The 26035-nt window shown below is 65.5% G+C and carries 21 protein-coding genes and 3 pseudogenes; 8 read left to right on the top strand and 16 right to left on the bottom strand.

From position 1 onward, the window contains the following. Positions 1 to 59: 59 nt before the first annotated feature. The 7 genes from aqpZ to ASC95_RS19840 form a co-directional block, all read right to left on the bottom strand. Positions 60 to 764: an aquaporin Z gene (gene aqpZ, locus ASC95_RS19870; RefSeq protein ID WP_057299420.1), complete on the bottom strand. Its 705-nt coding sequence runs from the start codon at positions 762 to 764 to the stop codon at positions 60 to 62. Between the two features lie 129 nt (positions 765 to 893). Beyond that, entirely contained in the window at positions 894 to 1433 is a 540-nt protein-coding gene (locus ASC95_RS19865; protein ID WP_057299419.1) for a sensor histidine kinase KdpD, read from the bottom strand. A 76-nt stretch (positions 1434 to 1509) separates the two neighbouring features. Next, a complete protein-coding gene (locus ASC95_RS19860; protein ID WP_057299418.1) occupies positions 1510 to 2229 on the bottom strand; it encodes a PEP-CTERM sorting domain-containing protein in 720 nt (239 codons plus the stop codon). Between the two features lie 401 nt (positions 2230 to 2630). Continuing rightward, on the bottom strand, positions 2631 to 3374 hold the full coding sequence (locus ASC95_RS19855; RefSeq protein WP_057299417.1) for a PEP-CTERM sorting domain-containing protein: 744 nt from the start codon (positions 3372 to 3374) through the stop codon (positions 2631 to 2633). Between the two features lie 245 nt (positions 3375 to 3619). Next, the gene (locus ASC95_RS19850) at positions 3620 to 5497 is read right to left on the bottom strand and encodes a CHASE2 domain-containing protein (RefSeq protein WP_057299416.1); all 1878 of its coding nucleotides are present in this window, start codon (positions 5495 to 5497) and stop codon (positions 3620 to 3622) included. 38 nt (positions 5498 to 5535) lie between these two features. Continuing rightward, complete coding sequence (locus tag ASC95_RS19845; protein ID WP_057299415.1) at positions 5536 to 7161, bottom strand: FecR domain-containing protein; 1626 nt, start codon at positions 7159 to 7161, stop codon at positions 5536 to 5538. Further along, complete coding sequence (locus tag ASC95_RS19840; RefSeq protein WP_057299414.1) at positions 7158 to 7859, bottom strand: response regulator transcription factor; 702 nt, start codon at positions 7857 to 7859, stop codon at positions 7158 to 7160. The genes ASC95_RS19845 and ASC95_RS19840 overlap by 4 nt, the downstream gene beginning before the upstream one ends. A 281-nt stretch (positions 7860 to 8140) precedes the next feature. On the opposite strand from ASC95_RS19840, the gene ASC95_RS32555 reads away from it, so the two are divergent. From ASC95_RS32555 to ASC95_RS19830, 3 genes and pseudogenes are all read left to right on the top strand, one after another. Further along, a complete protein-coding gene (locus ASC95_RS32555; protein ID WP_057299413.1) occupies positions 8141 to 8569 on the top strand; it encodes a PAS domain S-box protein in 429 nt (142 codons plus the stop codon). After that, positions 8557 to 8753 (top strand): annotated as a pseudogene (locus ASC95_RS32015) (EAL domain-containing protein); the annotation flags it as partial. The gene ASC95_RS32555 and the pseudogene ASC95_RS32015, both read left to right, overlap by 13 nt. Before the next feature lies 1 nt (position 8754). After that, positions 8755 to 9397, top strand: a pseudogene (locus ASC95_RS19830) (EAL domain-containing protein); the annotation flags it as partial. A gap of 134 nt (positions 9398 to 9531) precedes the next feature. Here the strand turns inward: ASC95_RS19830 and ASC95_RS19825 are convergent. After that, a complete protein-coding gene (locus tag ASC95_RS19825; protein WP_082567940.1) occupies positions 9532 to 11763 on the bottom strand; it encodes an ATP-binding protein in 2232 nt (743 codons plus the stop codon). A 442-nt stretch (positions 11764 to 12205) separates the two neighbouring features. Between ASC95_RS19825 and ASC95_RS19820 the strand changes: the two genes are divergently transcribed. From ASC95_RS19820 to ASC95_RS19810, 3 genes are all read left to right on the top strand, one after another. Next, a complete protein-coding gene (locus ASC95_RS19820) occupies positions 12206 to 13183 on the top strand; it encodes an NADPH:quinone reductase (RefSeq protein WP_057299411.1) in 978 nt (325 codons plus the stop codon). A 173-nt stretch (positions 13184 to 13356) separates the two neighbouring features. After that, positions 13357 to 14472, top strand: coding sequence for an alpha/beta fold hydrolase (locus ASC95_RS19815; RefSeq protein WP_057299410.1), 1116 nt, complete (start codon positions 13357 to 13359; stop codon positions 14470 to 14472). A 47-nt stretch (positions 14473 to 14519) separates the two neighbouring features. After that, on the top strand, positions 14520 to 15164 hold the full coding sequence (locus tag ASC95_RS19810; RefSeq protein WP_057299409.1) for a hypothetical protein: 645 nt from the start codon (positions 14520 to 14522) through the stop codon (positions 15162 to 15164). A gap of 450 nt (positions 15165 to 15614) precedes the next feature. On the opposite strand, the gene ASC95_RS19805 is transcribed toward ASC95_RS19810, so the two are convergent. From ASC95_RS19805 to ASC95_RS19780, 7 genes and pseudogenes are all read right to left on the bottom strand, one after another. Next, positions 15615 to 17180, bottom strand: a complete 1566-nt coding sequence (locus ASC95_RS19805) for a methyl-accepting chemotaxis protein (RefSeq protein WP_057299408.1) — start codon at positions 17178 to 17180, stop codon at positions 15615 to 15617. Between the two features lie 539 nt (positions 17181 to 17719). Further along, a complete protein-coding gene (locus tag ASC95_RS19800; RefSeq protein ID WP_082567939.1) occupies positions 17720 to 18817 on the bottom strand; it encodes a ThuA domain-containing protein in 1098 nt (365 codons plus the stop codon). A 378-nt stretch (positions 18818 to 19195) separates the two neighbouring features. After that, positions 19196 to 19273 (bottom strand): annotated as a pseudogene (locus ASC95_RS32010) (integrase); the annotation flags it as partial. A 108-nt stretch (positions 19274 to 19381) separates the two neighbouring features. Further along, positions 19382 to 20380 (bottom strand): site-specific integrase, encoded by a 999-nt coding sequence (locus ASC95_RS19795; protein WP_057299406.1) that lies wholly within the window; start codon positions 20378 to 20380, stop codon positions 19382 to 19384. Next, positions 20377 to 21318, bottom strand: coding sequence for a tyrosine-type recombinase/integrase (locus ASC95_RS19790; protein ID WP_057299405.1), 942 nt, complete (start codon positions 21316 to 21318; stop codon positions 20377 to 20379). Before ASC95_RS19790 ends, ASC95_RS19795 begins: the two co-directional genes overlap by 4 nt. After that, on the bottom strand, positions 21315 to 22565 hold the full coding sequence (locus ASC95_RS19785; RefSeq protein ID WP_157256408.1) for a tyrosine-type recombinase/integrase: 1251 nt from the start codon (positions 22563 to 22565) through the stop codon (positions 21315 to 21317). The genes ASC95_RS19790 and ASC95_RS19785 overlap by 4 nt, the downstream gene beginning before the upstream one ends. A 42-nt stretch (positions 22566 to 22607) precedes the next feature. Further along, the gene (locus tag ASC95_RS19780; RefSeq protein WP_082567938.1) at positions 22608 to 23243 is read right to left on the bottom strand and encodes a tyrosine-type recombinase/integrase; all 636 of its coding nucleotides are present in this window, start codon (positions 23241 to 23243) and stop codon (positions 22608 to 22610) included. Between the two features lie 230 nt (positions 23244 to 23473). Here ASC95_RS19780 and ASC95_RS19775 point away from each other — a divergent pair, with 230 nt between their 5' ends. Continuing rightward, on the top strand, positions 23474 to 23704 hold the full coding sequence (locus ASC95_RS19775; protein ID WP_057299403.1) for a hypothetical protein: 231 nt from the start codon (positions 23474 to 23476) through the stop codon (positions 23702 to 23704). A gap of 298 nt (positions 23705 to 24002) precedes the next feature. On the opposite strand, the gene ASC95_RS19770 is transcribed toward ASC95_RS19775, so the two are convergent. Beyond that, the gene (locus ASC95_RS19770; RefSeq protein WP_157256407.1) at positions 24003 to 24185 is read right to left on the bottom strand and encodes a hypothetical protein; all 183 of its coding nucleotides are present in this window, start codon (positions 24183 to 24185) and stop codon (positions 24003 to 24005) included. A gap of 358 nt (positions 24186 to 24543) precedes the next feature. Here ASC95_RS19770 and ASC95_RS19765 point away from each other — a divergent pair, with 358 nt between their 5' ends. After that, a complete protein-coding gene (locus ASC95_RS19765) occupies positions 24544 to 25845 on the top strand; it encodes a hypothetical protein (protein ID WP_157256406.1) in 1302 nt (433 codons plus the stop codon). The last annotated feature ends 190 nt before the right edge of the window (positions 25846 to 26035 follow it).

Here is a 26035-nt window from a genome sequence, read left to right as displayed (position 1 = left end):
GCAGGCGGGACGTTAAGAGCGGCGCAGGGCAGCCTCGCCGGCCCCGGTCACTCAGCGCGTTAGGCGCGTGAATTTTCCTCATCCAGCGTGACGCGGTAAAGCAACGCGCCCAGCGCCCCGCCGACGACCGGCGCGACCCAGAACAGCCACAGCTGCTCGATGGCCCAGCCGCCGACGAACAACGCGACGCCGGTGCTGCGCGCCGGATTCACGGAGGTGTTGGTCACGGGGACGCTGATCAGGTGGATGAGCGTGAGCGCCAGGCCGATGGCCATGGGCGCCATCGCGGTGGCCGCGCGCTTGGCGGTGGTGCCCAGGATGATGAGGATGAACAGCGCGGTCAGCACCACCTCGGCCACCAGCGCCGCCAGCAGCGAGTAGCCGCCGGGCGAGTGTTCGCCATAGCCGTTGGAGGCGAAGCCGCTGGCCACCAGGTCGAAGCCCGGCTTGCCGGTGGCGATGAGCGCCAGCACGCCGCCGGCGGCCACGGCGCCCGTCACCTGGGCGATGACGTAAGGCAGCAGGCTTGCGGCCGGGAAGCGCCCGCCGACCCACAGGCCCACCGAGACAGCGGGGTTGAAGTGCCCGCCCGACACCGGGCCGACGGCATAGGCCATCGTCAGCACCGTCAGGCCGAAGGCGAGCGACACGCCCAGCAGGCCGATGCCGAGTTGCGGAAAGGCGGCGGCAAGCACGGCGCTGCCGCAGCCTCCCAGGACGAGCCAGAACGTGCCGATGAACTCGGCGGCCAATGCTTTCTTCATGCTTGTTCCTCGCGGGTGATCCGTTGTCGCGCAGGGTTTCTATGCGCAGCGGCCGCGATGATGGAGGGGGGACGCCGGCGCCGCCAGCCTCGCTGACGTTTGTTGACCTTCTCGGCCGGCTCAGCCGGCTCAGCCGGCGGCGTCGGCGGGCAGCTCGATGAAAAACGCGTTGCCCTGTGCCAGGCCGCGCCAGCCCGCCTGGTGCCGCGCGACGGTCTGTAAAAAAGCCAGGCCGAGACCCGTGCCCGGCGCGCCCGTCACGCCGCGGCGGAAGGCGGTGAAGAGGCCCGCGGCCAAGTCCGGCATCAGCGGTGCACCAGCATCCGCCACCTCGATGCGCCAGCCCGCGCCGGCCGCGACGAGCTCACACTGCACACGCCCGCCGGAAGAACTACCGTGCTTGGGCGCGTTGTCGATCAGGTTCACCAGCGCGCGGATCAGCATCGAACGGTCCCCCGACACCAGGCATTCCTGCGCCGGCGCCGCGCCGTCCAGCGCAACGGCCCGTGCCTGGGCGAGCGGCCAGCAGGCATCGACCGCCTCGACCAACACATCGCGCAGGTCCAGCGTCTCCAGCCGGTAGGCCTGGGCCGGCTGCGCACGTGCGAGCTGCACGAAGCCTTCGGACATCGCCAGCGCGCGGCGTGCGTGCGCCTCGATGACGGGCAACGTAGCGGCGGAGTTGGTGCCGTCCTGCAGCTCGACGCTTTGCCGTTGCCGTGGCCGGGTCCGTTGCAGTGCGAGGTTAGGCGCGGTTCGCCGAGCGACTCACAGCCTTGCGTCGTGAGTGCGCCAGCAACGCGAGCGCTCCGGCGGCCAGCAGGACGACGCTGGAGGGCTCGGGAACTGCCGCAGTGACTCCGACGCTGAAATCGTAGCTGCGCGCAAAAGTTCCAGCACCGTTGCCTCCGCTGATGTCGCTGCCGACGACGGGGAAGTTGACGTCTCCGGGTCCAGCAAAGCCCGAGTTGAAGAGCAAGTACGACGATCCACCGGCGGCGAAACCGATAGGCTCCTTGAAGCCAGCAATGTTCTTCTCGTACAGGCCGGCAAACACGGTCGTGGCCGAGCCGAGGGTGAAGGTATTGCTCCCTCCAAACGCCACCGAAGTGAACGCGCCGACCCCGCCGATCGGTGTAGAGACCGTGTCACCCACCGCGATGACGCTGTAGTGCGCGCCGTCGAATGTCGCGAGGAATGGAGCCACCGTCCCGCCGACCGCATTGCCACCGAATGCGGAGAATTGGTAGTTGAACGTTGAGGCCGAGTAGCTGCCCGCGCTGAGCGCCTGGGAGGTCGTCAAGTCGACGACGATCAAGCTCGCTGCCTCGTCGTTGGCGGCGATGCTGACATCACCCGGGCCAAGGATCGTGTCTGCTTTAGTTTGCCCGGCATGGAGCAGGGAAAGGGTCAGTGCGACGGTCGCGGTAATGCTCTTCGTGAATGTCATCGAATTGGCTTCCATATTTCAGTTGAGGGACTGGATTGAGGGCTTGGGTCAGGCGCCGGGAAACGCCGGCTGAGTGGAACACAGCCCTCGGCTTGTCACGTTTGCCTTTCGCAACGCGAACGCGATTCACAGATTTGCCATCAACAGGGCGCACCGCTGGCAACGGCGCTCACGCGGGCAGTTTGCCACCCAGCAGCGGTCCTACCACTCGTGAAAGGCTTGCCGACCAGTACATGCCGCCGAAGAGATGGTGCTGGAAGCGCTCGTCGCCATAGGTGGCGGGCAGGTGCGCTTCACTTCGCTTGCTTTGACCAGTTCGCGGGAGGACTTGCACCTCCAGGATGTGCGCCCATGCTCGGCGCACTCAAGAAGAAGGGCTGCCGAAGCAGCCCCTTGTTTTCTCGGTCCGAAGCGTCTCAACGCTGGCGGCGACGGCGCGCCGCAAACGCCACGGCGCCGAGTCCGGCGGCCATCAGGGCGTAGGTGCTCGGCTCGGGCACCACCGGCACGCCGGTGATGTCGCGGTACATGCCGATGGTGTGGTTGTCGGACTCGTAGCCGCCGAACGACGGTTCCTCGCGGAACACGATGCGGTCAAAGGTGCCGTTGGTGTTGTAGAAGTTGACGAAAGCGTACGGCTGCGTCGAGTTCATGCCGGCGAACTGGCCGTTGGGGTTGCCGAAATAGGTGGCATTGCCACCGATCGAGGACAGCACCGCTGCCGCACCCAAGGAGCCCACCAATGTCGTTCCGCTGTAGAACTCGACGACGTTGCCCGTGTCGAGTGCCGACAGCCAGTAGCCGAAATAGTTGACCGGCGTGTCGAGCGCGATCGAGTAGCCGGCCGACGAGAACGTGACGGCATGGTTGCCGATGCCGTTGGCGCTGCCGTACTGGTTCGCCGGGTCGACACGGAGCGAATTGCTATAGGTTCCGGTGATCGTGCTGCCGCCGAAGTTGGAGACGAAACCGCCGGTGCCCGTGGAGCGGGTGTCGAACGTCTCGACTCCGGTGCCACCCGAGAACGTTGTCGTGGTGTTCTTGACGCCTGGCAGCTCGTAGGTCTGGACGAACGTGTCAGCGTGTGCGCCCTGGCTGGCCATCAAGGCGAACAGGCCGGCAACGGCCATTGCGGAACGGGTGCGAATGAAGATCGTCATGTGGATAGTTGCTTGTACCTCGGCGCCCGCCGAGCTTGTTGTTGGATGTCCGATTGTTCCTGCGGCGGGTGCGCAGCCGACCCCCTCGAGCCGGGGACGCTAGCGTGACTGACTGCACACATCCGGCCGCTGCCCACAGCGGGAGCGCGGGTGATCCGGTGCCGCGCAGGGTTTGATGCGCAGCGGCCGCGATGATGGGGGGCCGCCGCCGGCGCGGCCAGTCGCGCTGACGTTTGTTGACCTTCTCAGCCGGCTGCGCTGCCGGGCAGCTCGATGAAGAACACGTTGCCCTGCGCCAAGCCGCGCCAGCCCGCCTGACCGCCGTGATGCCGGGCGACGGCCTGCACGAAGGCCAGGCCGAGGCCCGCGCCGGGCGCGCTCGTCGCGCCGCGCCGGAAAGCGGTGAAGAGGCCGGCGGCCAGCTCCGGCTGCAGCGGTGCGCCCGCGTCCGCCACCTCGATGCGCCAGCCCGCCCCGGCAGTGACCAGCTCGCACTGCACGCGCCCGCCGGGGGAACTGCCATGCTTGAGCGCGTTGTCGATCAGGTTCACCAGCGCACGGATCAACATGGAACGGTCACCCGACACGAGGCACTCATGCGCTGGCGCCGGGCTGTCCAGCGCCACCGCCCGGGCCTGAGCCAATGGCCAGCAGGCATCGACCGCCTCCACCAACGCATCGCGCAGGTCAAGCGCCTCCAGCCGGTAGCCCTGCGCCGATTCCGCGCGTGCGAGCTGCACGAAGCCTTCGGCCATCTCCAGCGCGCGGCGCGAATGCGCCTCGATGACGGGCAGCGCTGCGGCGGCGTTGGCGCCGCCTTGCAGTTCGATGAGCGCCAGCGTGGCCGACAGCGGCGCGCGCAGGTCGTGCGACAGGAAGTGCAGCGCCTGCTGGCGCTGGCGTTGCAGCGAGCGCACCTGCTCGGCAGCGGCCGACAGCGCCGCCATGCGGCGGTCGAGCAGGTCGCCCGCAGCGGCAGGCCGGTCGTCGGCCTCGCCCGGCGGCAGCTCCCGGCGCGTGCGCTCGAACTCGCGGGCCAGGTAGGCCAACGCCGCGTCCAGCCGCTGCCAACTCCACAACGGGTACAGCAGCAGCAGCCCGAGCAGGGCCGCGCCGGGCTGCCACTGCACGCCGGCCAGCTGCAGCGCCCAGGCCAGGCCGACGGTGCCGGGCAGTAGCGCCAGCAACGCGCACACCGCCAGCCGCGGTGGCGCCAGGCGCAGGGCCGCAGCGGCGAGGCCGAGCACCAGCACCGTCAGCAGCGCCGCCTCCCAGGGCGCGGCGGCGCGCAGGCTGCGGCCTTCGCGCAAGGCGGCGATGGTCTGCGCCGACATCTCCACGCCGGGCATCAGCGCGTCCTGGCTGGCCATGGGCGTGGGATAGGCGTCCGACAGGCCCGGCGCGGTGGCGCCGACCAGCACGATGGCGCCCCGCAGCGACGCGGCCGGCACGCGGCCTTCGAGCACGTCAAGGTAGGACACGCGCCGCACGTGACCCGGCGGGCCGGCGTAGGGAATGGTGTAGGGCTGCGCACGGCGCCACCAGCCCGCCGTGGCGCCCGCGCCAGGCGCCGGGCTGGCCGCCAGCGCCGGCGGCGCCTGGCCAGCCACCTTGAGCACGGCCACTGCGAAGTGCTCCCACAGCACATCGCCGAAGCCCTCGCGCAGGAAGAGCCGGCGGGCCACGCCGTCGGCATCCAGCTCGACATGGATGTGTCCCAGGCCCGCAGCCGCGCCGGCCAGCGCAGGCACAGGCAACGACACCACCGCCGTACCCGACGGCAGCGGCGCCATGCGCAGCGGCAACACCACCTTGCCGTTGCGCTGCATTGCCGCGGCGAGCTGCGCATCGCCGGCAGCATCGGGCTCCGAGAGCAGCAGGTCCAGGCCGACGACGCGCGGCTCGGCGGCGGTGAGCGCGTCCAGCAGGCGCGCATGCACGGCACGCGGCCAGGGCCAGCGGCCCAGCGCCGCCAGGCTCGCGTCGTCGATACCGATGACGACGATGTCCCGCGCCACAGGGCGGGTGTCCCAGGCAAGCAGGCGGTCCGACAACAGCGCATCGATGCGGCCCAGGCCGTTGAACGCGCCGAGCGCCATGAACGCCGCGAGGAAGAGCAGCAAGCCCCCCCGCGCGCGCCACCGCCCGTGCAGGCCGGGCATCAGCGGGCCGTCTGCACGCGCTCGCCGCCCGCCTGCTGCACGGGGCTGCCGTCGCTGCTGCAGACGCTGGCATCGGTGTGGACGAGGCGGGGCGGCGAGAACGGCGAGCGCCGGCCATGAGCATCGATGGCCTGCAGGCGCAACGCATAGGGCGCGCAGCGCGGCGGTGCCGCCAGCGTCACGCTGCCGGCCTGCACCTCCTGGTCCTGCACCAGCGCGGCAAAGCCGGTGTCGGTGGCCACCTGCACGCGGTAGCGGTAGCCATCGAGCGGCTGCCAGTGCACCTGGCCGCCGTCGACCGTGATCGCGTCGGCCTGCGGCGCGGGCGGCAGCGGCACGACGACGAACCGCCCCGGGTCGCTGAACGGCCCGCGCTCCAGGCGCCCATCGCCTTCGGGCGCCAGCGAGGCCACGCGCCAGTACACCTCGCCGACCGGCAGCGCCGGCAGCTCGAATTGGCAGCGCCCGCTGCCGCGCTGCTCCTGCAGCAGCGGCTCGAAACGCGGGTTGCCCGCCAGCTGCAGCAGGTAGCCCTGCGCCTGCTGCACCTCGGTGCAGGTGATGGCCACGCCCTGCGGCCCGACGGTGGCGCCCGGCAGCGGCGCGCGCGCAAGCGGAGGCACCGGCGTGGTCTTGACCCACAGCAGCCCGGCGCCTTCAGCGCCCAGCAACCCGTCGCCGTCCATGGCCCGGGCGCGCAGGCGGTAGCGCCCATCGAGCAGGCCGTCCAGGACCAGCGGCAGCGGCGCCTCGGCCGACCACAGCACGCGTGTGAAGGCCGCGTCGTCCGCCACCTCCACGCGGTAGCGCTCGGCGCCGGGCACCGTGGGCAGCGGCAGCAGCCCGGGATTCGCCTCGACGCGCAGCGGCTCGGCCGGGAGGCCCGGCGCGGGCAGCAGCGCCTTGCGCAGCGGCGGGCCGCCAGGCCGTACCACGGCGCCCTGCCCCGCCTGCACTGCGACAGGCAGGCCGCCCTCACGCGCCAGCGCCTGCACCTCGACGGCCCCTTCGATCACATCGGCCACGGTGCGCTCGGCCTGCGCGCCCACCGCCACACCGAACCGTGTGCCGCGCACGCCCGCCGTGGCCAGCGGCGTCTTCACCTGGAAGCGCGAACCGGGCGACTGCGGCGCCACGGTGGCATCGACGCGGCCCTGGTTGAGCTCGATCAGCGTATTGCGGCGCTGGGCGGCCGGCAGGTCGCGCAGACGCAGCACCTTCGTGCGGCTGTTGGCCTGCAGCTGCAGCAGCGACCCGTCATGCAGGCGCAGGCTGACGAAACCCTGCGCGCCCACGTCCAATGCGACTCCCTCGCCCACCAGCTCGCCGATGCGCAGCGGCGCGCCGTCGGCGTTCACCGGGCCGCGGACGTACTCGACCCGCGCGGGCGCGACGGCGCCCTTCATCAGCCCGGCAGGCAGCAGCAGGCGCTGGCGAGGCTGGAGCCGGAACGGCCGCGTCAGCCGGTTGAGCCTGGCCACCTCGGGCCACTGACGTGAATCCTCGAGCAGGCGCCCGGCGATGACGTAGAGCGACTCGCCCGGCTGCACCTCGTAGGGCACCGTCTCCTGCGCGTGCGCGGAACCTGCTGCTAGCGCGGCAGCGGCCAAGATGCGCCAGCTCATGCTGCCTGCTCTCCGGCCTGGGCCAGGGCTTCCAGCCGGTAGCCATGCCCGTAGACCGCCGCGAGCCGGTAGCCGCGTTCCGGCCGCAGGCCGAGCTTGCTGCGCACGGCGGACACATGGGTGTCGAGCGTGCGCGTCGGCACCTCGGCCTCATGGCCCCACACGGTCTGCATCAGATAGGCGCGCGACAGCAACTGGCCCACCCGCAGGAACAGGCAGTGCGCCAGCTCGAACTCGCGCTGCTTGAGCTCGATGGGCCGGCCCTGATACAGCACCGTGCGCGAGGATGACTGCAGCAGAAACTCGCCATGCTGCAGGCCGGCGTCCTTCTCCGGGTAGGCCCGGCGGAGCAAGGCCATCACACGGGCCTTCAACTCGGCGCTGCGCACCGGTTTGGGCACATAGTCGTCCGCGCCGGCGCTGAGGGCCTGCACGACGTCCCGCTCCTCGTCGCGATGGGTGACGAAGATGACCGGCGCATTGATGCGATGCCGCCCGCGCAGCGTGCGCAGCACGTCCAGGCCCGAGGTGTCCGGCAACTCCCAGTCGATCAGGAACAGATCGAAGGTGGCGTGCCGCGCCGCTTGCACCAGGGCGTCGCCGCTGCTGAAGCGGTGGCAGGTGTAGCCCAACGCACCCACCACATGGGAAAGCAGGTCAAGCTGGTGGACATCGTCGTCAAGAACGGCGATCTGCATGGGTTCTCATCGGGGGCAAAGCGGCGCATTGTCAACGACGGCGCAATTCGCTGAGTCCATGCCAACGTGCGCTTTTTCACTGTCACAGCTAGCAAAGCACCGTAGGCTCGGACGCAGGCCTCACCACCTATGTCAACAAGGGCTGTGAAGACATCGCGGGCTTTACCGCCGGCGACATGCTGGGCCGTTCCCGCAGCATGCTGCAGGGAGCCGCGACCAGCCACCGGACGGCGCAGGCCTTGCGCGACGCCATGGCCGCTGCATAGCCCTTCCACGCCGAGTTGTTGAACTACCGCAAGGACGGCACGCTGTTTTGGAACGAGCTGTCGATCACCCCGGTGTTCGATGCCGACGACCAACTGACCCAGTTCGTCGCCGTGATGCGCGATGTGACGGAGTGCCGACAGGCCGAGGCCCAGGGTCTACTGGCGGCTCAGGTGTTCGAGCAGAGCAGCGAAGGCTTCATCATCACAGACGCGCAGGGCCGCATCATCAAAGTCAACAAGGCCTTCAGCGTGATCACTGGCTTCAGTGAGTCGGAGGTGCTTGGGCGGAACCGCGCATGCTCAGCTCGGGCCGCCACGACGCGGTTTTTACGACGCCATGTGGCCCGACATCCGTCGCATCGGCCACTGGCAGTGGCGAGATACGGAACCGCCGCCAGGAGGACAGTGTCTAGCCGCAGTGGCTGTGCTGCGTCGAGGCCCTGATCCGCTGGAATCATCCCGAGCGCGGCCTGCTGAGTCCGGGCCTGTTCATCCCCATCGCCGAGCGCTTCGGCCTCATCAACAGCCTGGGCAACTGGGTCATCGACGAGGCCTGCCGGCAGATGCACGCCTGGGCGGAGATCGGCCTGCACATGCGCGTGGCGATCAACCTGTCCGTGCATCAGCTNAACTGGGTCATCGACGAGGCCTGCCGGCAGATGCACGCCTGGGCGGAGATCGGCCTGCACATGCGCGTGGCGATCAACCTGTCCGTGCATCAGCTGCGCGAAGAGGACCTGGCGGCTCGGATCGGGGCGGCTTTGTCCAGGAACCTGCTCGACCCTTCCCAACTGCTCTGCGAGATCACTGAATCCATCGCAATGGAAGACCTCAAGGGCACCCAGCGTGCCTTCTCCGAGTTGGCCCAGATCGGCGTGCTTCTCTCCATCGACGATTTCGGCACTGGCTATCCCAGCCTCAGCTATTTGCGTCAACTGCCCGCCCGCCAACTCAAAATTGATCGCAGCTTTGTCGCCGACATCGAGGTCAGCAACGACGCCCGGGCGATCGTCAGCGCCGTCGTCCAGCTGGCCCATGAGCTCGGGCTGCGCGTCGTCGCCGAAGGCGTGGAGACCAAGGGGCAGCGCGACATCCTGCTGGCGCTGCACTGCGACGAGCGGCAGGGCTATTTCCTGGCCCGGCCCATGAGCCGAGACGCTGGAGGCCTGGACCGAAGGACGCAAGCCTGCCGGCGCGGCCGACTTCTCGCCTTCGGTCTTGGGTGACCATCTGCTTATGGATGGTGGTGCAGTAAGTGCGCCCAGCGCGTAGAGCAAAGCTGAGACGCGGCTTCTGCGGCCCCGCATGACGACCGTTCCGTCTAGAGCATCAGTCAGAGCTTGAAGTTGTCTACCGAATCTAGGCGATTCACTCACCAGCCGCGGCGCTGAATTCGCCGGGATATCTCACTCGCTCAGTGCTTCCTGGATCTTGGTAGCCAGGTCATCGAAGGTGAACGGCTTGGTGATCAACCGAACGCCGGGATCCAACCGCCCTTGGTGGACGATGGCGTTGCGTGCATAACCCGTGGTGAACAAGACCCTGATATCCGTGTATAGCTCCTTGGCCTTCGCCGCCAAATCTTCACCCGTCATGCCGCCAGGCAAGACGACGTCGGTGAACAGCAGATCGACACGCATGAGGCTGAGGACATCGAGCGCGGATCGACCATCGCCCGCCTCGATGACCAGGTAGCCAAGTTCGCGCAGGGTATTGACCGTATAGGCCCGCACGTCCGGGTCATCTTCGACGACAAGGATGGTTTCACCATCCGCTTCTGGAACGAATTTGTCGGCGGGCTGCTCGTCTGTCGCTGTCGCTGCATAGAAACGCGGCAGATAGATCTTCACCGTCGTGCCTCTGCCCACCTCAGAGTACAGCTTGACGTGGCCGTTGGACTGCTTGACGAAGCCGTACACCTGGCTGAGGCCGAGACCGGTTCCCTTGCCTTCGGGCTTGGTCGTGAAGAACGGTTCGAACGCGCGAGCGAGCGTGTCGGTATCCATCCCGCAGCCCGAGTCCGAGACACAGACCACCACGTATTGGCCAGGTTTCACTTCGACGTGGCGGCTTGCATAGGCGTCATCAAGATGCGCATTTGCCGTCTCGATCGTCAGCTTGCCGCCATTGGGCATGGCATCTCTGGCGTTGACGGCCAGGTTGACCAGCGCACTCTCGAGTTCGTTCGGGTCGACTTCAACGTTCCAAAGGCCGCCTGCTAGTACTGTCTCCAGCTCCACCGTTTCGCCCAGGGAACGCCGAAGCAGTTCGGAAATGCCCTGAACGACAACGTTGATATCCAAGGCCTTGGGATCAAGGGGTTGGCGTCGCGCGAAAGCGAGGAGCCTCTGCGTCAACTTCGCTGCACGCTTGGCTCCCGACATCGCCGAAGCCGCCGCGCGACGATGTCGGGCCATCGCTTCCGGCAGGGTGCGATTGAGCATCTCGAGGTTGCCGACGATCACTTGAAGCAAGTTGTTGAAATCATGGGCAATGCCGCCGGTGAGCTGGCCGATGGCTTCCATCTTCTGTGCCTGCCGCAGCGCTTCGCCTTGCTGAACCAACTCCTCGGTCCTGCAGCGAACTTGTTCTTCCAAATGCGCGTTCAGGTCTCGCAACGCTGTTTCTGCTCGCCGGCGCTCGGCCACCTCGCGCTGCGTTTCTTCATTGAGTCGCACGTTGTCGATGGCTACGGCGGTTTCTCCGGCGAGGCCACTCATGCTTCGTTCGGATTCCTCGGTGAACATTCCTGGCCGGGAATGCCCGAAGAAGAGGCCACCGATCACCGCGCCTGATCGAGAGATGACCGGCACCGCCAAGTAACTTTTGACCGGCAAATGGCCGGCCGGCATGCCGTGGAATGGTTCGTTGTGGCCATACCTCGGGTCGAGTGTGATGTCATCGGAGCGCACGATGCCGGAGCCCTCGAAGGTCGGCGCAAAGATGGCCGTATTGCGCGGCATCGCGAACTTGGAGAACGCCTCTGCAGGCACGCCGGAGAGGCTGTAGAGCATGTAGCTTTCGCCAGCGTCGTTGACCTGGTTGTAGAAGAAGGCGCCAAACTCTGCGCCCGTCAGTTCGACACCGGCGTCCGTGACCGTTTGGACGAGCGTCTGCAGGTTCGTTTCGCGCGCGAGACTGGCCCCCGTCCGGTTTAGCAGCTCGAGGGCCCGTTTCTGGTCCGCCAGCTGCAGTTCGTCTCGTCGCCGCTCTGTCCGATCCCTCAGGATCTTGACGAAGCCCGCGTCGGGGTCACCTTCATACAGCCAGCTGGTTTCGCCAATGGCCCAGATCAGCTGGCCATCCTTGCGCAGGCGCCAACCTTCGGCACCCGCAGATCCGCTACGTCGAGCCTCGGCGACCTCTGTGTCCCACGCCGACCTGCCGCCTTCTTCCGACGGGAATACACGCGCCAGCGACTGGCCCAGCATCTCTGGCTCCGTCCAACCAAGCATCGCTCGAGCACCTTCGCTCCAGCCTGTGACGAAGCCAGCCGAGTCCACCGTGATGATTGCGGTCTGAACCGCTCTGTTCAGAATGCGGCGGTATCGATCAATGACCGCGTCCTTCCACTCTGCCGTCGAGGTTTCGCGCGACAGACTGAATGTCAGCGGGATGTGGTCAAGGGGCTTGGACATCGATCAAAAGCGGGACTGTTGCTTCGCAACGGTCGGTGTTGAAGTTCGTTTCAGCGGCGAAGCATCGTTTACGCGAGTCACCCGTTGTGTAGGACGACACGTGATCTGTACTTTGGCGAGTGTCTGCGTTCTGGTGGCACGGCTGAACGGGTCTAACCGTGCGGCGCCGGCCATGTCGGACATGGAGCTCCTGTTCGTACCGGATGCGCTTCGGGCGTCCCATGCGCACACCGAGAGCGGGTCGAAGCGCCGCAAGCAATGTCGAATGCCGACGTCAGGCACGTCCGTGGCCCTGAGCGCGTTTCAACTGAAACCTCAGCGCCGCAGCGCGAAATGACTCCGACGCCAGCGGACGCGACATTGGGCTCTCGCCGAGAGCCATGGAGAAACTGTCCATTTCGATGACGGCTCCCGCTGTGAGTGCAAGGAATGGATTCAAAACATGAAAGCCGCCATCTACACCGCCAAGGGCAATGCAGCCGAGGTGCTGCAAGTTACCGACCTTCCCACACCTTCGCCTGCCGCTGGTGAAGTGCTTGTGCGGGTCAGCCACTCCGGCGTCAATCCTTCCGACGTCAAAGGCCGCGCGGGCGCCGGCATCTCAGCCATGGAGCATGGCCTGGTCATCCCGCACAGCGACGGTGCCGGCCGTGTCCAGGCCGTCGGCGAGGGCGTCTCGCAGGGCTTGATCGGGCAACAGGTATGGCTGCACAACGCTCAATGGCTGCGTGCGCATGGAACTGCGAGCGAATACATCGCGCTGCCCGCCAGTCTCGCCGCACCTCTGCCAGACGGGGTTCCAACTGAAGTCGGAGCGTCCATCGGTATCCCGCTGATGACAGCGGTGCACGCGATCGATGCGCTGGGACCATTGCTCAACAAGACGGTCCTCGTCTTCGGTGCCACGGGTGCGGTCGGCGCGTATGCGACGCAGCTCGCTGCGCGGTCTGGCGCGCGAGTGATTGCCGTGGTCAGTAGCGAAGAGAAGGCCGCCCGCGCCCTGTCTCTGGGGGCCGAGTGGACCTTGAACTACAAGAGCGACAACCTGGCCGCGGGCGTGCGCGAGATCACGCGCGGCAGGGGTGTCGACGCCATCATCGAGGTCGACGCCGCCACCAACGCACGTCATTGGGGGGAACTGCTGCGCTTTGGCGGTCAGGTCGTGGTCTACGGGTCGAGCGGCGCCAACATCGGCGTCGCCTTTCGCCCTTTGATCGCCAACTTTGCTCGCCTCTATTTCTTCATCGTTTACCTGCTCCCCGATGGTGTTCGCAAGGAGACGCTGCGAAGCATCGAAGCCTTGCTGACCCGCTGCGACCTCCTGCATCCACCCACAACCGTGTTCGCGCTGAACGACATTGCGCGTGCTCACGAGATGGTCGAAGCCGGGGCACCCACCAAAGTGCTGATTGCCCTTTGAGCGCTGCCGTCCGCGTGGCCGACTCGGCCTGAAATCTTCCAAACGCGAAACGAGGGAAGCCCGCACGGCGCAACCGTTTCATTCAAAACCCGTCCACCGTCGGGCGAAATCCACTCGGCGCCAATGGCCTTCACAGTCGACGCTCGCTGAGCACGCCGGAGGAATCTTCCAACATGTCCACCGATCACCTTTCATCCGATTCCACGCCATCACACGAGCAGCAACTGCATGCACTGCGCAAGCGCGCCCGCGGCCGTGAACTGATCGACGACTACGCCCGTCAGCGCATCGTGGCGTTGCCTCGGTCGGACAGCGCCATCGCCTACTTCGAGATGGGTGACCCGAACGGCACGCCGCTGCTGTGCCTGCACGGGCTCTCGGTGTCGGGCTTCTTCTTCGCGCAGTACCACGCCTACTTCGTGAGGCGCGGCATCCGTGCGATCGCCCCCTGCCTGCTGGGCGGCGTCTACCTGGCCGACGGGGCCAAGACCATCGACCAGTTGAGCGCCGAACTCGTCGAACTGCTGGATGTCCTGGACATCCACAAGTTCGACACGGTGGGCTTCAGCTGGGGCACGCTGCCCCAGCTGGCCCTGATCGCGCGGGTGCCGCAGCGCATCCGCCGCGCCGGCCTGCTGGGCGCGATGCTGCCGCAGAAGTTCATCGGCAAGGCGGAGATCGCGCAGCTGAAGTCCGATGTGCGCCAGTCGCTGAAGATGGTGGCCCACGCGCCGCGGCTGCATCGTCATCTGATGTGGCTGCTATGCAAACTGCCGGTGTCGGTACTGATGGAGCAATTCAGGGACGAGCAACTTTCCGCCGCCGAAGCCGCGGCGCTGGAGGACGGCTCCGTTTTCAGCCAGCAACTTGCGCATTGCATGCAGGAATGCCAGCGCACCGGTTCGCGCTTCTTCACCGACGGCTGGCGCATGTTCCTTGACGAGCCCGGCTATGCGCTGGACGACCTCGCAGCACTCCCGCCTGGCGCAGACCTGCGCCTGTACGTCGCCGAACGGGACAACGTGCACCTTCCGGTGTTCTCGCGCATGATCGCCAGCGCCTGTCCCGACGCCGATGTCGCCCGGCTCAAGCTCGACGACGCGCTCACGCCCATCGACGGCGTCAATGGTCCGCATGCCGTGTTTCGGCCGGTGTATTCGCGCCGCGGCAGCAGCATCTGGGTCGCACCCAACGCGGGGCGGATGGCCTGCATGCTCTATTTGACACAAGCGTTGGACAACCTGATCCCGGAGCGGGCGCCCGAGCGTCGGGCTTTCAGCTGGGCGTGACCCGCGCCTGAAATTCCGGCGTCGACAAGGTATCAACCATTGGCACCATGACTTTCCTTTACTCGGGGCTCCGCCGGCACAACGTGTCAAGTCAGCGCGAGGCGGCGCGTATGAAAGACAGCTTGTTCGAAACCGATTCAGGCTGGCATGCTCGGGAGCTTGTCGCCGCTGACGTTCCGGCCCTACAGGCGCTGTTCGAGGCGAGGCAAGACTATTTCCGACTTGTAAGCGGCCAGGATGTTGCTGTCGACGAAGCAGCCAGAGAATTCGCCGACCTCCCCCCGGCTGAGATGCCCTATAGGCGGATGTGCATCATTGGGTTCTTCGATGCTGCCGAGTCGATATGGGGCATGGCCTCGATCGTTACCGATTTCATCGCGAGGGGCGTCGGTCACATCGGGCTGTTTCTGATGCGTGATGGTGGAGGCGCGTTTAGCTACGCGGCGCTGGAGAAGTGGATGCATGAGGTTGAAGGCCAGCAATGGCTGCGCCTCGGTGTCGTGATAGGTAATGAGCGTGCGGAGCGGTTCTGGGAGCGCTGCGGCTACTTACAGTTGCGCGAGCGGGGTCCTGTTGAGTACGGCGTGCAGACAAACATGCTCCGCGTAATGATGAAGCCTTTGGCTGGCGGCACTTGGTCGGAATATTTGGCGCTCGTCGAACGCGACAGGCCCGAGGCGTCGCCGATCTAAGAGGCGGAGTGGTCACTCGACCCTCGACGGGCCCAATGGCCGGTAACGGCGCGAGCAGTCGTTGCCCAGCCAGAACCTAGTGACGGCAACCAGCCTCCTGCTGCCACGCGATCAATTTCGGCTTTGGGCACCAAGCTGCCGGCGGCCTGCCGGTCCGCGTCTAGGCGGGCAGGTCTGTCCAGAAGCCGTATCAGCAACCGCCGTGGCCGCCGCGGACCTGTGGAACACCCTCGCTACCAAGCCAACTTCTGCTCAGCGCTCTCGGTGCAGTTGTCATCAGGCTCGTTGGACTCGCGACGCGAAAGCGGTGACTCTTGTCAACTCCGCGACGCCGTGTGTTCGGGTCATCGCGGCCTGGGTTTGACGGATCGCACCCCCAGCTGCCTGCTGACACGATGCTGGCTGCGACTTGCCCGACCGCTCGCATCTGCTGAGGCAACACTGTCAGGCTCAGCGTCCCAGCCGATCACGGCTCAACTTGAACACTGCCACCGCCTGCACCAGCTGCTGGGCCTGGCCATTCAGGCTTTCGGCGGCGGCCGCGCTCTCTTCGACCAGGGCAGCGTTCTGCTGCGTCGCCCGGTCCATCTGTGTCACCGCCTCGCCGACCTGGGCGACTCCCAAGCTCTGCTCCGCGCTGGCGGCGCTGATCGCGCCCATGATGTCGGTCACACGTTTGATCGAGGCAACGACCTCGGCCATCGTGATACCGGCCTGATCGACCAGAGCTGTGCCCTGTTCGACGCGGGTCACGCTGGCGGCAATCAGGCTCTTGATCTCCTTGGCCGCGTTGGCCGAGCGTCCGGCAAGGCTGCGTACCTCGCTGGCCACGACGGCGAAACCGCGTCCCTGCTCACCGGCCCGCGCCGCCTCGACGGCCGCGTTCAGGGCCAAGATATTGGTCTGAAAAGCGATGCCGTCGATGACGCCGATGATGTCGACGATCTTGCGGCTCGACTCGTTGATGCCTTTCATCGTCGTGACCACTTGACCGACCACATCTCCTCCCTTGATCGCCACCGTGCTGGCGCCCTGGGCGAGCTGGTTGGCCTGCTTGGCGCTGTCGGCGTTCTGCTTTACCGTGGCGCTGAGTTCCTCCATCGAGGCGGCGGTTTCCTCCAGCGCCGAGGCCTGCTGTTCGGTGCGCTGGCTCAGGTCCATATTCCCGCTGGCGATCTCGCGCGAGGCCACGGCAATCGTCTCGGTGCCGGCGCGCACCCGCGTGACGGTGCTGGACAGCTGGTCGGTCATCGCCTGCAAGGCGCCCAGCAGCTCGCCGATCTCGTCCCGATTCCCTTGCTCGATGGTCATCGTCAGATCGCCGTCGGCCACCGTCTTGGCGATGCCCAGCGCGAATTTCAGCGGACCGGTGATGCTGCGCGAGATGATGAAGGCGAGCATCGCGCCAAGCGCGACGACCAGCAATCCCAGGCCCAGAAGCAGCTGGTTGCTGCGGGAGTTTGCCAGCTCGATGGCAAGCGCCGCATCATCGATGGCCTTGCGCTGGAAGGCGACGAAATCCTGCACCCGCTGGTCGTAGATCTTGGCCGATGGCAGGAAAGTCTCGGTGTACAGCTTGGCTGCCTCGGCCTCGGCGCCCGCCTTCTTGGCATTCATCACCGCATCCTTGGCCGCCTGGTACTTGATCCGGAACTCAATCGCCTCTTTGTAGATTGCCTTTTCCTCTTCGCTGGCCATCAACGGCTCTAGCGTCTTCAGAATTTCTCCGCCCTTCTTGGAGCTGGCCGCGATGACGTCGGCAAAGGCGCTGGAGATCGTGCTGTCGCTACTTTTGGCAATGATGGAAGTGCGCGCGATAGCTGAATAGATCAGCACATACCAGTCAGAGGCGATGCGCTCCTTCACCAGCGGGCTGGCCATCATGCGCTTGGTTGCCTCGGCATTGGCACGGGCGTTGTACAGAGCGAACGCGGTTGAAAGCACCGACAGCGCGAGGACGATGGCAAAGCCGATGGCCAGACGGGTGCCGATGCGTACGCTGGGCAAAAATGTCATATTGATCTCCGATATTCTTGAAGCGACACGCTCGGTACTCCGCCCCGCTTCTGTAATTTCGGATTCCCCTGGGCCCGCTTGAGGCAATTGTTGGCAGCAAGCCTTATGGCGGAAACGCCGGATGGCGCTGTTCCGCTACCCGAGGGTCAACAAGCTGGCAGATGCGGGTGGGCGCGCTTTATCGTACGCGCCCCAACGTTCAATCGGGGCTCCGTATGAAAGGTTGCGAAAGTCGGTTTAGGGTCGGCTGTGATCGATCGCAGACCACAGATGCAGCCGCTCAGTGAGAGGCTGCTGCCATGTCAGTGTTGTGCTCGGGCTGTTGCGCCCGACGCCAAAATGACCCGGAGCGCCGACCTTCGGTTGACCCTTCCAAACAACGTCTTTTGCCGAGCAACGGCGTCGAGCGACGTTGCAATCGCCGGGTCGGTCGATGGTCGGCAGAACTCCCGCAAAGGGGTCAAGCTGTGGCTGGCGCACACAGACCCAGGTGCAGAAAACTGTGGACTTCAACACAGCGTCGTCGGCTGCGACGACGCTTAGCCTTTCTGGCAATCGCTCAGGTCTTTGCCAGCAGCCCACTCGATGGCCTGCTCCAGGAACCTCACGTGGGAGGGCTCCGAGTAGGTCTCCGGCCGATGGCCGATGGCCGAGTAGAACGACCGGCCCTTGCCAATGCACCGCGTCCAGGCAATGGGGTGGTCGTCCCCCATGACCAGATGGTCCGGGGGCGAGTAGGACTTCTCGTCCAGCGTCGCAAGGATCCGGGCGCCATTGCGGCGCGGGTTACTCTTGAACGAGTACCACTCGTCGTTCATCGTCCAGCCGTCGCCAAGCCCGGCCACGATGGCATTGGAAGGGCCCGCGATGTTGATCCTCGCGTCCCTGAACTGCGGGTTTCCCGGATGGCCACCGAAGCGGGCGCCGATGAGTTCATCGACGTACCAGGGCCAGAACGTTTCCGGGTCACCGCCCGAACCGTGGACGCCGACGAAGCCGCCGCCGTTCTCGATGTACTGCTTGAACGCAGCCCGTTGGGACAGCGTCAACACGTCGCCGCTGACGTTGTTCCAGATAACGACATTGAACTGCTTCAGCGCGGCGGGCGTCAGCGCCCCGCCCTTGTCCGAGACCACCAAGGCCCAGCCGCGGCGCCGCGCCATTTCCTTGAAAGCGACCAGGGCTGCCGTCACAGAAGGCCCGTCGCGAAAGCCGGTCATCTTCTCGAACACCAGCACCGCGGGCCTGTTCGCTTTGTCCCCGAGGTCGAATTGAGGCACGTCGTTGTCGTAGCGCGCACAGCGGGCACGTCGATCCACGTCCGTGACCGGCAAGGCCCGTAGTTCAGCGTCCAGCCGCCCCAGGGCATCAAAGCCGGTGGGCGCGATGGAGCGCAGTGTGACGATGGCTCCAAATGAGGGCACCGAGGTGCTGATCAGGCCCGGCCACACGGTGCGCACACCCGGCCAGTTCTTCTGGACCACGGCGATTGCGTCGGGGTTGAGATAGACATCCAGCACAGGGCTGTCGACCGAGAAGGGCGCGTCGTTCAGGGGACAGTCGACCACCGGGTCGGCATGGGCCCCCCAGCAAAGGCACGCCATTGCGAAGGCCGGGACAAACATCAGGTGGGGCATGTGCGGTCACCAGGTTGTTGGGGCGCTCGTTTGGCGCAGAGGCCCAGATGCGATGCAGGTCAGTCCAATACACCCGCAGATTGCCAAATGATGCACTGCCTACACCGCCTCGGGCCTGATCGGCTATCCGAAGCCCTGAGCCGACTCATTGTCGGGCGGGCTCAGCAACCTGGCCTCGGCGAACGACCGCAGTCGCTGGCGAGGCAGCCTTTGTCGTCGATCTCGAACTACGGGTTTGGGCACCAAGCTGCTCAAGGCACGTCGACATCGAATGACCGGAACTGGTGGCGGGTTCAGCGGCACCTGTTTCCAGGGTAACCCGCCAATTGGGGTGCGGCCGACCCCGCCGACTGGAAGTGGTGACAGCAGTTGGCTCGCTCAGATTTCCGTCTGCTCGGAGATCTCCAGTGCATCATCAACCTCGATGCCGAGGTACCGCACCGTTGACTCCAGCCTATGGACTTCAGGACATAGATTGGACTATCTCCCGCTGCAGACTATGTCCCGCTGCCCAGCAAGCCTCCAATGAGCAGGCATGCGCGGTGCTGGACATAGGCCGAACGTCTACAGCCCCTTCAAGAACGCCAGCAGCTTGTCGTCCGGTCGGTAACGGCCAGGCTTGCCGTTGGGAGGCGTGGTCTTGTCGAGGATCTTCTGCTTCAGCTCCAGATCGGCATCCAGATAGACCTGGGTCGTCTCGATGGACTCATGACCCAACCACAACGCGATCGCGATTGGCTCCGTACCCTCCTGCAACAGGTCCATCGCGGTTGTATGCCGCAGCACGTGCGGGCTGACGCGCTTGTGCTTCAGCGATGGGCAAACGTCGCTGGCCACAGCCGCATGCTTGGCCAGCAGGTATTGCACGCCGTGCGAGCTCAGCTGGCCGCCCCTCGCATTGGGGAACAGCGGCTGGCTTGCCACCAGAGGCGGCTGTCGAACCCACGCAGTGAGGACGGCACGCGTGTTCTTGCTCAGCGGCGTACATCGCTCCTTGCGTCCCTTGCCGATCACACGCACATGCGCGCCGGCGCCCACATGCAAGTCCTCGCGCCGAAGGCTGGTCAACTCCGACAGACGCAGCCCCGTCTGAACGGCCAGCAAGATCAGCGCGTGGTCGCGGCGCCCGGACCATGTGTGTTGATCCGGCGCGGCGAGCAGCGCATCAACCTCCAGCCGACTCAGGAACGGCACGAGTGCGCGCGTGAAGCGCTTGGCCGGTATGGCCAGCACTCTCTGGATCTGCGCCGCGGTCGCCGGCGCCTCGAAGGCGGCGTAGCGGAAGAACGAGTGAACCGCGGTCAGACGCAAGTTGCGCGTTCGCGCCGTGACACCGCGAGCCTTCTCTAGATCATCCAGGAAAGCCGTGATCAAGGGCGCGTCGATGTCCTCCAACGCCAGAGTTGATGGCGCCTTGTGCAGGCGCTTCTGGACGAATTGCAGCAACAGCCGCCACGTGTCTCGGTAGGAGGCGATCGTGTGCACGCTGGCCTGACGCTGCTGCATCAGGCGCTGGGTGAAGAAGGCCTGAAGCAGCGGGGCCAAGTTCGGCCGGCCCGTCATGATGGATCTCCCCAGCGCCGCTCCAGCCGCGCCATCGCCTGCGCCATCAACTCGGGCCAGGCACTCAGGTACCAATAGGTGCCGGCAACGTAGACGTGCCCGAGGTAGGTCGAGAGCACCGACAGCTTGCGTCCGGGATCGTCGCCAGACTGGTACCAGCGCACGAGCGTCAGAACTGCAAAGCGATGTCTGAAGTCATGCAGCCTGGGGCCGTTGCGCGCGCCATGGGCGCGCAGGCCCGTTTGCCGCGACAACGTGTAGAAGGCCCGGTGAACGCGGCCGATGTCCAGGCGCGTGCCGCAGTTGGAGATGAACACGAACCGCGAGGCAGTCCCGCCCAGGAACTCTTCTCGACGTCGGAGGTAGTCCGCCAGCGCGGTCACGGTCGAGGCGTGGATTGGCACGAGTCGCCATCGACCCAACTTCGCTGCGCGGATGGTCAGCACGCCCTGTTCGAGGTCGACATCGTCGACCTTCAAGTCCAGCGCCTCCGAGATGCGCAGACCGGTGACGCTGAGCAAACCCAGCAGGCAATGGAACACCCAGGGGCGTAGCGGCGTCGACGGCCACGTCGTCGGCAGTTGCAGCGCCGCATCCAACAAGCGCTGCACCTCCTGCTCCGTATAGATGTGGGGCCTTGCGCGGGTCGAGCGGTGGGGTAGCAGTTCCGATGGCGGAACCTCCGTTCGGCCGTCGGTAGCGCTGCGGTATCGAGCGAAGCCGCGCACGAAGCCCAGGCGCCGGGCCCACTCAGCGGGTTGAACTGTCTGTGCCTGCTGCGCCCACTCCAGTGCCAGTCGCGCGGTGATGTACGGCGCCTGGCGCTCTTGCATGAAGGCGACGAACCGCGGCAGCAGAAGACCGGCGTCGCGCATCTTGAAGCCCAGACCGCGACGCAGCTCGAGATACTCACTCAAGGCCTGATCGAGCGTGTTCATTGCGCAGCTCCCGGCCAAGCCACAGCCAAGGTACGCAATGCTTCGATGTCGACCCTGGCGTAGATGGAGGTGGACTGCGGGCTGCGGTGGCGCAGCACCTCGCCGATCTCTGGCAACGAGGCGCCGCCTTGCAGCATGCGCACGGCCAGGGCGTGACGGAACTGGTGCGAGCCGCTGTGCGGCGCATCGACCTCGGCTCGCCGCAGCGCGTAGCGCACGATCGAGCCGATGCCGTCAGCGCCTTGCAGGAATCCGCATACCGGCGCCATGGATCGCAGGAACAGGTGTCGGTCCCTGCAGGCGGGTCGTCCACGCTCGAGGTAGGAGGCGATGGCCTCGCCCACGTCGACGGGCATCGGCAGGATGCACTCGCGTCGACCCTTGCCGCGAACGAGCAGCTGGCCGCGATCCCAGTCGCAATCCTCCAACCGCAATGCGATGACCTCGCGGGCCCGCAGACCCAGGCGCGCCAATAGCAACAGGACAGCGCGATCACGAAGGCCGGTCGCGGTGGTGGCATCACAGCCGTCAATGGCCCGTTGGGCATGTTCCGCAGAGATCGCCTTGGGCACAGCCGGCGTGCATGCCCAGCTGGCCACCGCCGGCACGGCAGCGACGAGCTCAGGCGCGACATTCCCGCAATACTGGGCGTACCGAAGGAACGAGCGCAGGCCGTTGACGACGCACTTCATTGCCGGCGGCGTCAGGCGCTTGGATTGCCGTTGCACGAATCCGACGACGTCGGCGGCGCCAACAGTGCTCAGATCAACTGCGCCGCGACCGAAGCGCTCCACAAGGAATTGCTCAGCGACCTTCCTGTAGCGCTCAATCGAGGAGCTCGCCAGGCCTTGCTGGTGCTGCAGGTGGTGCCCGAAGTCGGCGGCAAGATCGTCGCTCGGTGTCGTTGCCACGCGAGCCGTAGAGCACACGCCCAGCTCGCGCAAGTCGCGAAGCAGGTGAACCAACTCGCGCCGCTCCTGCTGCCGAGTGGCGACGCACACAGGCCGGCGCAGTCGCCGCCGACGGTCCTGGTACTGGGCGAGGTGAACCTCGCTGAGATCCTCAAGATCAGTTCGCAGAGCGGCCAACCAGCGATCAAACGCCGCCGCATGCCGAGACTTTACGTAGACGACGGCGGCAACGTACTGCTTGTCGATCAGCGACCTGACCCAGGGCCCGAGATGCGCCGCCAAGGGTCCGGCGGCGCGACTGGCGAGCGCCATGGCGCTCTCATAGGTTCGATCCAAGATGCTCTCCTTGCGGGCAACGGCGCCCGGCAAGGAGCATTGCTATGTCCAGCGACCGGGGTCGCCGGCAGCACCTACGCTTGTGGTTCCGCAAACACCGGACATAGTCCGGCGCGGGAGATAGTCCAATTTTGTGTGCCCAAGCAGCAGCTGCACGGCGCGCAGATTCCTGGTTCGCCGATAGATCAGCGTCGCCTTGGTCCTTCGCATCGAATGCGTCCCGTAGTCGGCAGGGTCAAGGCCGAGTTCCTCCACCCAGCCTTCCAGGATTCGGGCGTATTGTGGCGTCCCAAGATGCGGCGAGGAGTGCATGCGACTTGGGAACAGGAACCCGTCAGATCTCAGTCCCGCTTGCTTGATCCAACTCTGCACGGCTTCGCGGGTCACCGGCGTGATCTCGAATTGAACGGGTCGCTGAGTCTTTTGCTGCATCACTACCGCGCGGCTGGCCACAGCGTCGCCGTGGCAGACATCTCGCACCTTAAGCGAGACGAGGTCGCATCCCCGAAGCTTGCTGTCGATGCCGAGGTTGAACAGCGCGAGCTCACGCACGCGGTTCTCCATCTGTAGCCGGACTCGGAGTGCCCAGATGTCCTTGACCTTGAACGGCGCCTTCTGCCCCACGATCTTGCCCTTGTTCCACGGCTCGCGCGGCAGGGTGTTGGCTGCTGATCGCATGATGGTCTCCCATCGAGTTGAGGGGCCACGAAGCATGCGCCTTGGCCGTGCTCGTAAATCGTCGTGCAGGCCATCAGCTGCGGCCGTCGCTACCGTTGATCGTCAGCTATGCGGCGCAGGTGACGCCGGCGTCATGTTTACGCGAAGGCTGTGAGTCAAAACGCCCAATGTCCGCTACTCCTGTTTACCGGCAAGATGGATGGTGTCGCGCAATAGCGAGGAATGCTCAGGTGGATTGGGTTCTCATCGTCTTCGTTCTATTCAAGAGTCTGGTATTCGCCACAGGCATGTATTTCGCCATCAAGTGGCACTACGACCGAGAGAAGAAGTTGGCGGACCGGCGTGCGCTATTGGGCATGGGCGCCAAGTTCGTCGCCGTGTTCGTGCTGCTGCTCCTTGTCTTGCTGCTCTTGACCTTCGGACTGGCCAGGACGCTCGGCATGGACCTGAGCCTCCCATAAGGGCCGAGGAACGCGCGCGATTGCAGCGGGCAATTTACGGCCGTGCGCATGCCCGCCGGGCCGCCTGCGCTAAGTGACTGGTTCCAGCCCAAGCGGTCGTTCGAGCCCTGCGCCACGAACGACTCACACGTGCCCAAAGCCGAAATTCCAGATCCACGGCTATGGACAGCACCGCAGCGGGTGCTGCCAGTCGTGGCCTGGTCACGAATGCACGGTCACAGCTGCACTTTGCTGCCGTCCAATGGCACTGACGAGCGACGGCTCCTGGCCGAGACGTCAAAGGCGGCTAGCTGTCACGCTAGATGGCGACGTCTGTGTAGTGATATTGCCGATGGCAGGACTCGGCGTTGGCGGGCATCGGGCAAGTCCCGACGTTGCGCCGGACAAAGTCCTCCATCACTTCGATGCTCTCCTCGTTCTCGTAGGGCGCGCATTCCGGCCGCTTGCCCTTCTCCCCATAGGTGAACTCTTCCTCGTCCACGCTCTTGACGCAGTCGGCCCATACGGACGCAGTGCGCAGTGTAGTCCCGAGAATCTTGCGAGATTCTTTTCCAGCAGGAGTGCCCTGCAAGAGCTCATCCGCAATGGCACCAACGGCTTGCTGACCGGCCGCCCCGAAGGCATGAGCCCTGGTTCAACGACAGAAATGCCGCGCACGCGAGCGCAAAGGCTGTGACCCTCATGGCTTCCCTCCCCTGTTGAGTCCAAAGCTTCCCCTGAACGCGCAAAAGCCGCCTCCACATTTGTGGGGAGAGACTGCCTACACACGCGCGTGAACAAGCCCGACGATGGCAGACCCGTCATCTGCCGCTTCGTCAACACACGCATAGGTGCCTCGCATGAGCGACCCAGAACTCGCGAAAGCACCAACACCACCGGGAGACACCAAGTCTGAGAGCGCTCCAGCTCGCAAGGAAAAGCTGTGGGTGCTCGAGCGCGCGGACGACCTCTTCGGCGAGGTCGCCAATGCACTTTGGCTTGTAGTCGCGACAAGCTGGCGCGTTCCGATCGCACTATGCCGCGCGACGGGCCTTGAACGTATCAAGGAGCTGGTCAACAGCCGACTGATCCTGCCGCCACGCGTGGGCATGCTTGTGGCAGCCCTCGCGTCCGCACTCATGATGGTGATGCTGGTAGCCGGTGGCATGAACAGCGCCACCAGCATGGCCGGCAAGCTCGCCTCCGCATCACCAGAGGCGTGGTTGGCGGTGGCAGCCCCAGCTCTCCTCTCCCTCTGGCTGACGATGAGCGCGGGAGGGTTGCTCCTGCGCCTCCTGATCGGCGCCGATTGGCAACGCGCGCAAACGGGCTTGACCCAGGCCGTGGTTTCCGTGGCGCTGGCCTGCAATGTCGGAATGCTAGGGTTGGGGATCGGCGAGTCCTGGCTGAAGACCTTGCGAGAGGGGCTGCCTGACACGCTGCTCCTGACCGCAGCAGCGCTTGCAGCGCTCTTCCTGGCCTACGTCGGCTGGAACTGTTCCCGGCAAGTCACTGCGGGCCTGCCAAGATGGCGCAGGGCTATGGCGCAGATGCTCTTTCCGGCCCTTTTCCTGGGTGCCGCGGTGATATCGCTCATCGGCACCTACTGGTTCGTCAAGGGCAGAGAGGCGCTGGACAAGGCCATGAACGAGCCGCCGCCTCCTGGCTACGTCCATGCATCGTCCTCGCAGTGCGTCTTCACAGCCGAACACCTGTTGTGCACCGCACTCCTGAGCTCGACGACAGACCTTAGCCTGACAGCTGCCAGCGAATTGAAGCTTGCCTGGAATGACCCAAGTCGCAGCGGATCATTCACCCCGTTCGGGGCTCCTACCGAAAGCCTCCTCAAGTCGCTGACAGCGCCTGTCGTTGACCTCGGGAAATTCTGGACGCTCCGCGCAAAGGAGCCCCAACCGCTGAGCATCTTGCTCGACAGGAAGACGATCTGCGGCCTCCGAGACGCGGTTTTGGCATCGCGACAGCGGCTAGATCCGATAGACATCAGCCGCGCCAACATCGTCATCGAGATTGAAGTGCACTGGCTTGCCGGATACGGGCTGGTTGTGCGTGACGACGCCGGGCTGACTCTTCCTGATGTACGACTTGAATATGGTTCCTCCTACTTCGAACGTGAACTTGAAAAGTTTTGCGTAAAGGCTTGATGTGCCGAAGATGGTTGACCATCGTGTGCGCAAGTAAGCCTGACACCTGTCCACTCAGCGGTCCTAGCCCGGATGGCCAAACCCAACAATGCTGCGCGCAGCATCGGCCCCGCCAGCCGCGGCATGCAGCCAGCGTCGGAGCAATCGCGGACGGCAACGTCCCCCCTCAAATCTGAGGATGCCGCGCCTG

Source organism: Pelomonas sp. Root1217 (genome assembly GCF_001425705.1).
GTDB lineage: Bacteria > Pseudomonadota > Gammaproteobacteria > Burkholderiales > Burkholderiaceae_C > Pelomonas.
This window is presented reverse-complemented; position numbering and strand designations above follow the sequence as displayed.

Coding starts and splice junctions, on each gene's coding strand:
- aqpZ (WP_057299420.1), bottom strand. CDS start 764: ATGAAGAAAGCATTGGCCGCCGAGTTCATCGGCACGTTCTGGCTCGTC.
- ASC95_RS19860 (WP_057299418.1), bottom strand. CDS start 2,229: ATGGAAGCCAATTCGATGACATTCACGAAGAGCATTACCGCGACCGTC.
- ASC95_RS19855 (WP_057299417.1), bottom strand. CDS start 3,374: ATGACGATCTTCATTCGCACCCGTTCCGCAATGGCCGTTGCCGGCCTG.
- ASC95_RS19845 (WP_057299415.1), bottom strand. CDS start 7,161: ATGAGCTGGCGCATCTTGGCCGCTGCCGCGCTAGCAGCAGGTTCCGCG.
- ASC95_RS19840 (WP_057299414.1), bottom strand. CDS start 7,859: ATGCAGATCGCCGTTCTTGACGACGATGTCCACCAGCTTGACCTGCTT.
- ASC95_RS19825 (WP_082567940.1), bottom strand. CDS start 11,763: ATGTCCAAGCCCCTTGACCACATCCCGCTGACATTCAGTCTGTCGCGC.
- ASC95_RS19820 (WP_057299411.1), top strand. CDS start 12,206: ATGAAAGCCGCCATCTACACCGCCAAGGGCAATGCAGCCGAGGTGCTG.
- ASC95_RS19815 (WP_057299410.1), top strand. CDS start 13,357: ATGTCCACCGATCACCTTTCATCCGATTCCACGCCATCACACGAGCAG.
- ASC95_RS19810 (WP_057299409.1), top strand. CDS start 14,520: ATGACTTTCCTTTACTCGGGGCTCCGCCGGCACAACGTGTCAAGTCAG.
- ASC95_RS19805 (WP_057299408.1), bottom strand. CDS start 17,180: ATGACATTTTTGCCCAGCGTACGCATCGGCACCCGTCTGGCCATCGGC.
- ASC95_RS19800 (WP_082567939.1), bottom strand. CDS start 18,817: ATGCCCCACCTGATGTTTGTCCCGGCCTTCGCAATGGCGTGCCTTTGC.
- ASC95_RS19795 (WP_057299406.1), bottom strand. CDS start 20,380: ATGACGGGCCGGCCGAACTTGGCCCCGCTGCTTCAGGCCTTCTTCACC.
- ASC95_RS19790 (WP_057299405.1), bottom strand. CDS start 21,318: ATGAACACGCTCGATCAGGCCTTGAGTGAGTATCTCGAGCTGCGTCGC.
- ASC95_RS19780 (WP_082567938.1), bottom strand. CDS start 23,243: ATGCGATCAGCAGCCAACACCCTGCCGCGCGAGCCGTGGAACAAGGGC.
- ASC95_RS19765 (WP_157256406.1), top strand. CDS start 24,544: ATGAGCGACCCAGAACTCGCGAAAGCACCAACACCACCGGGAGACACC.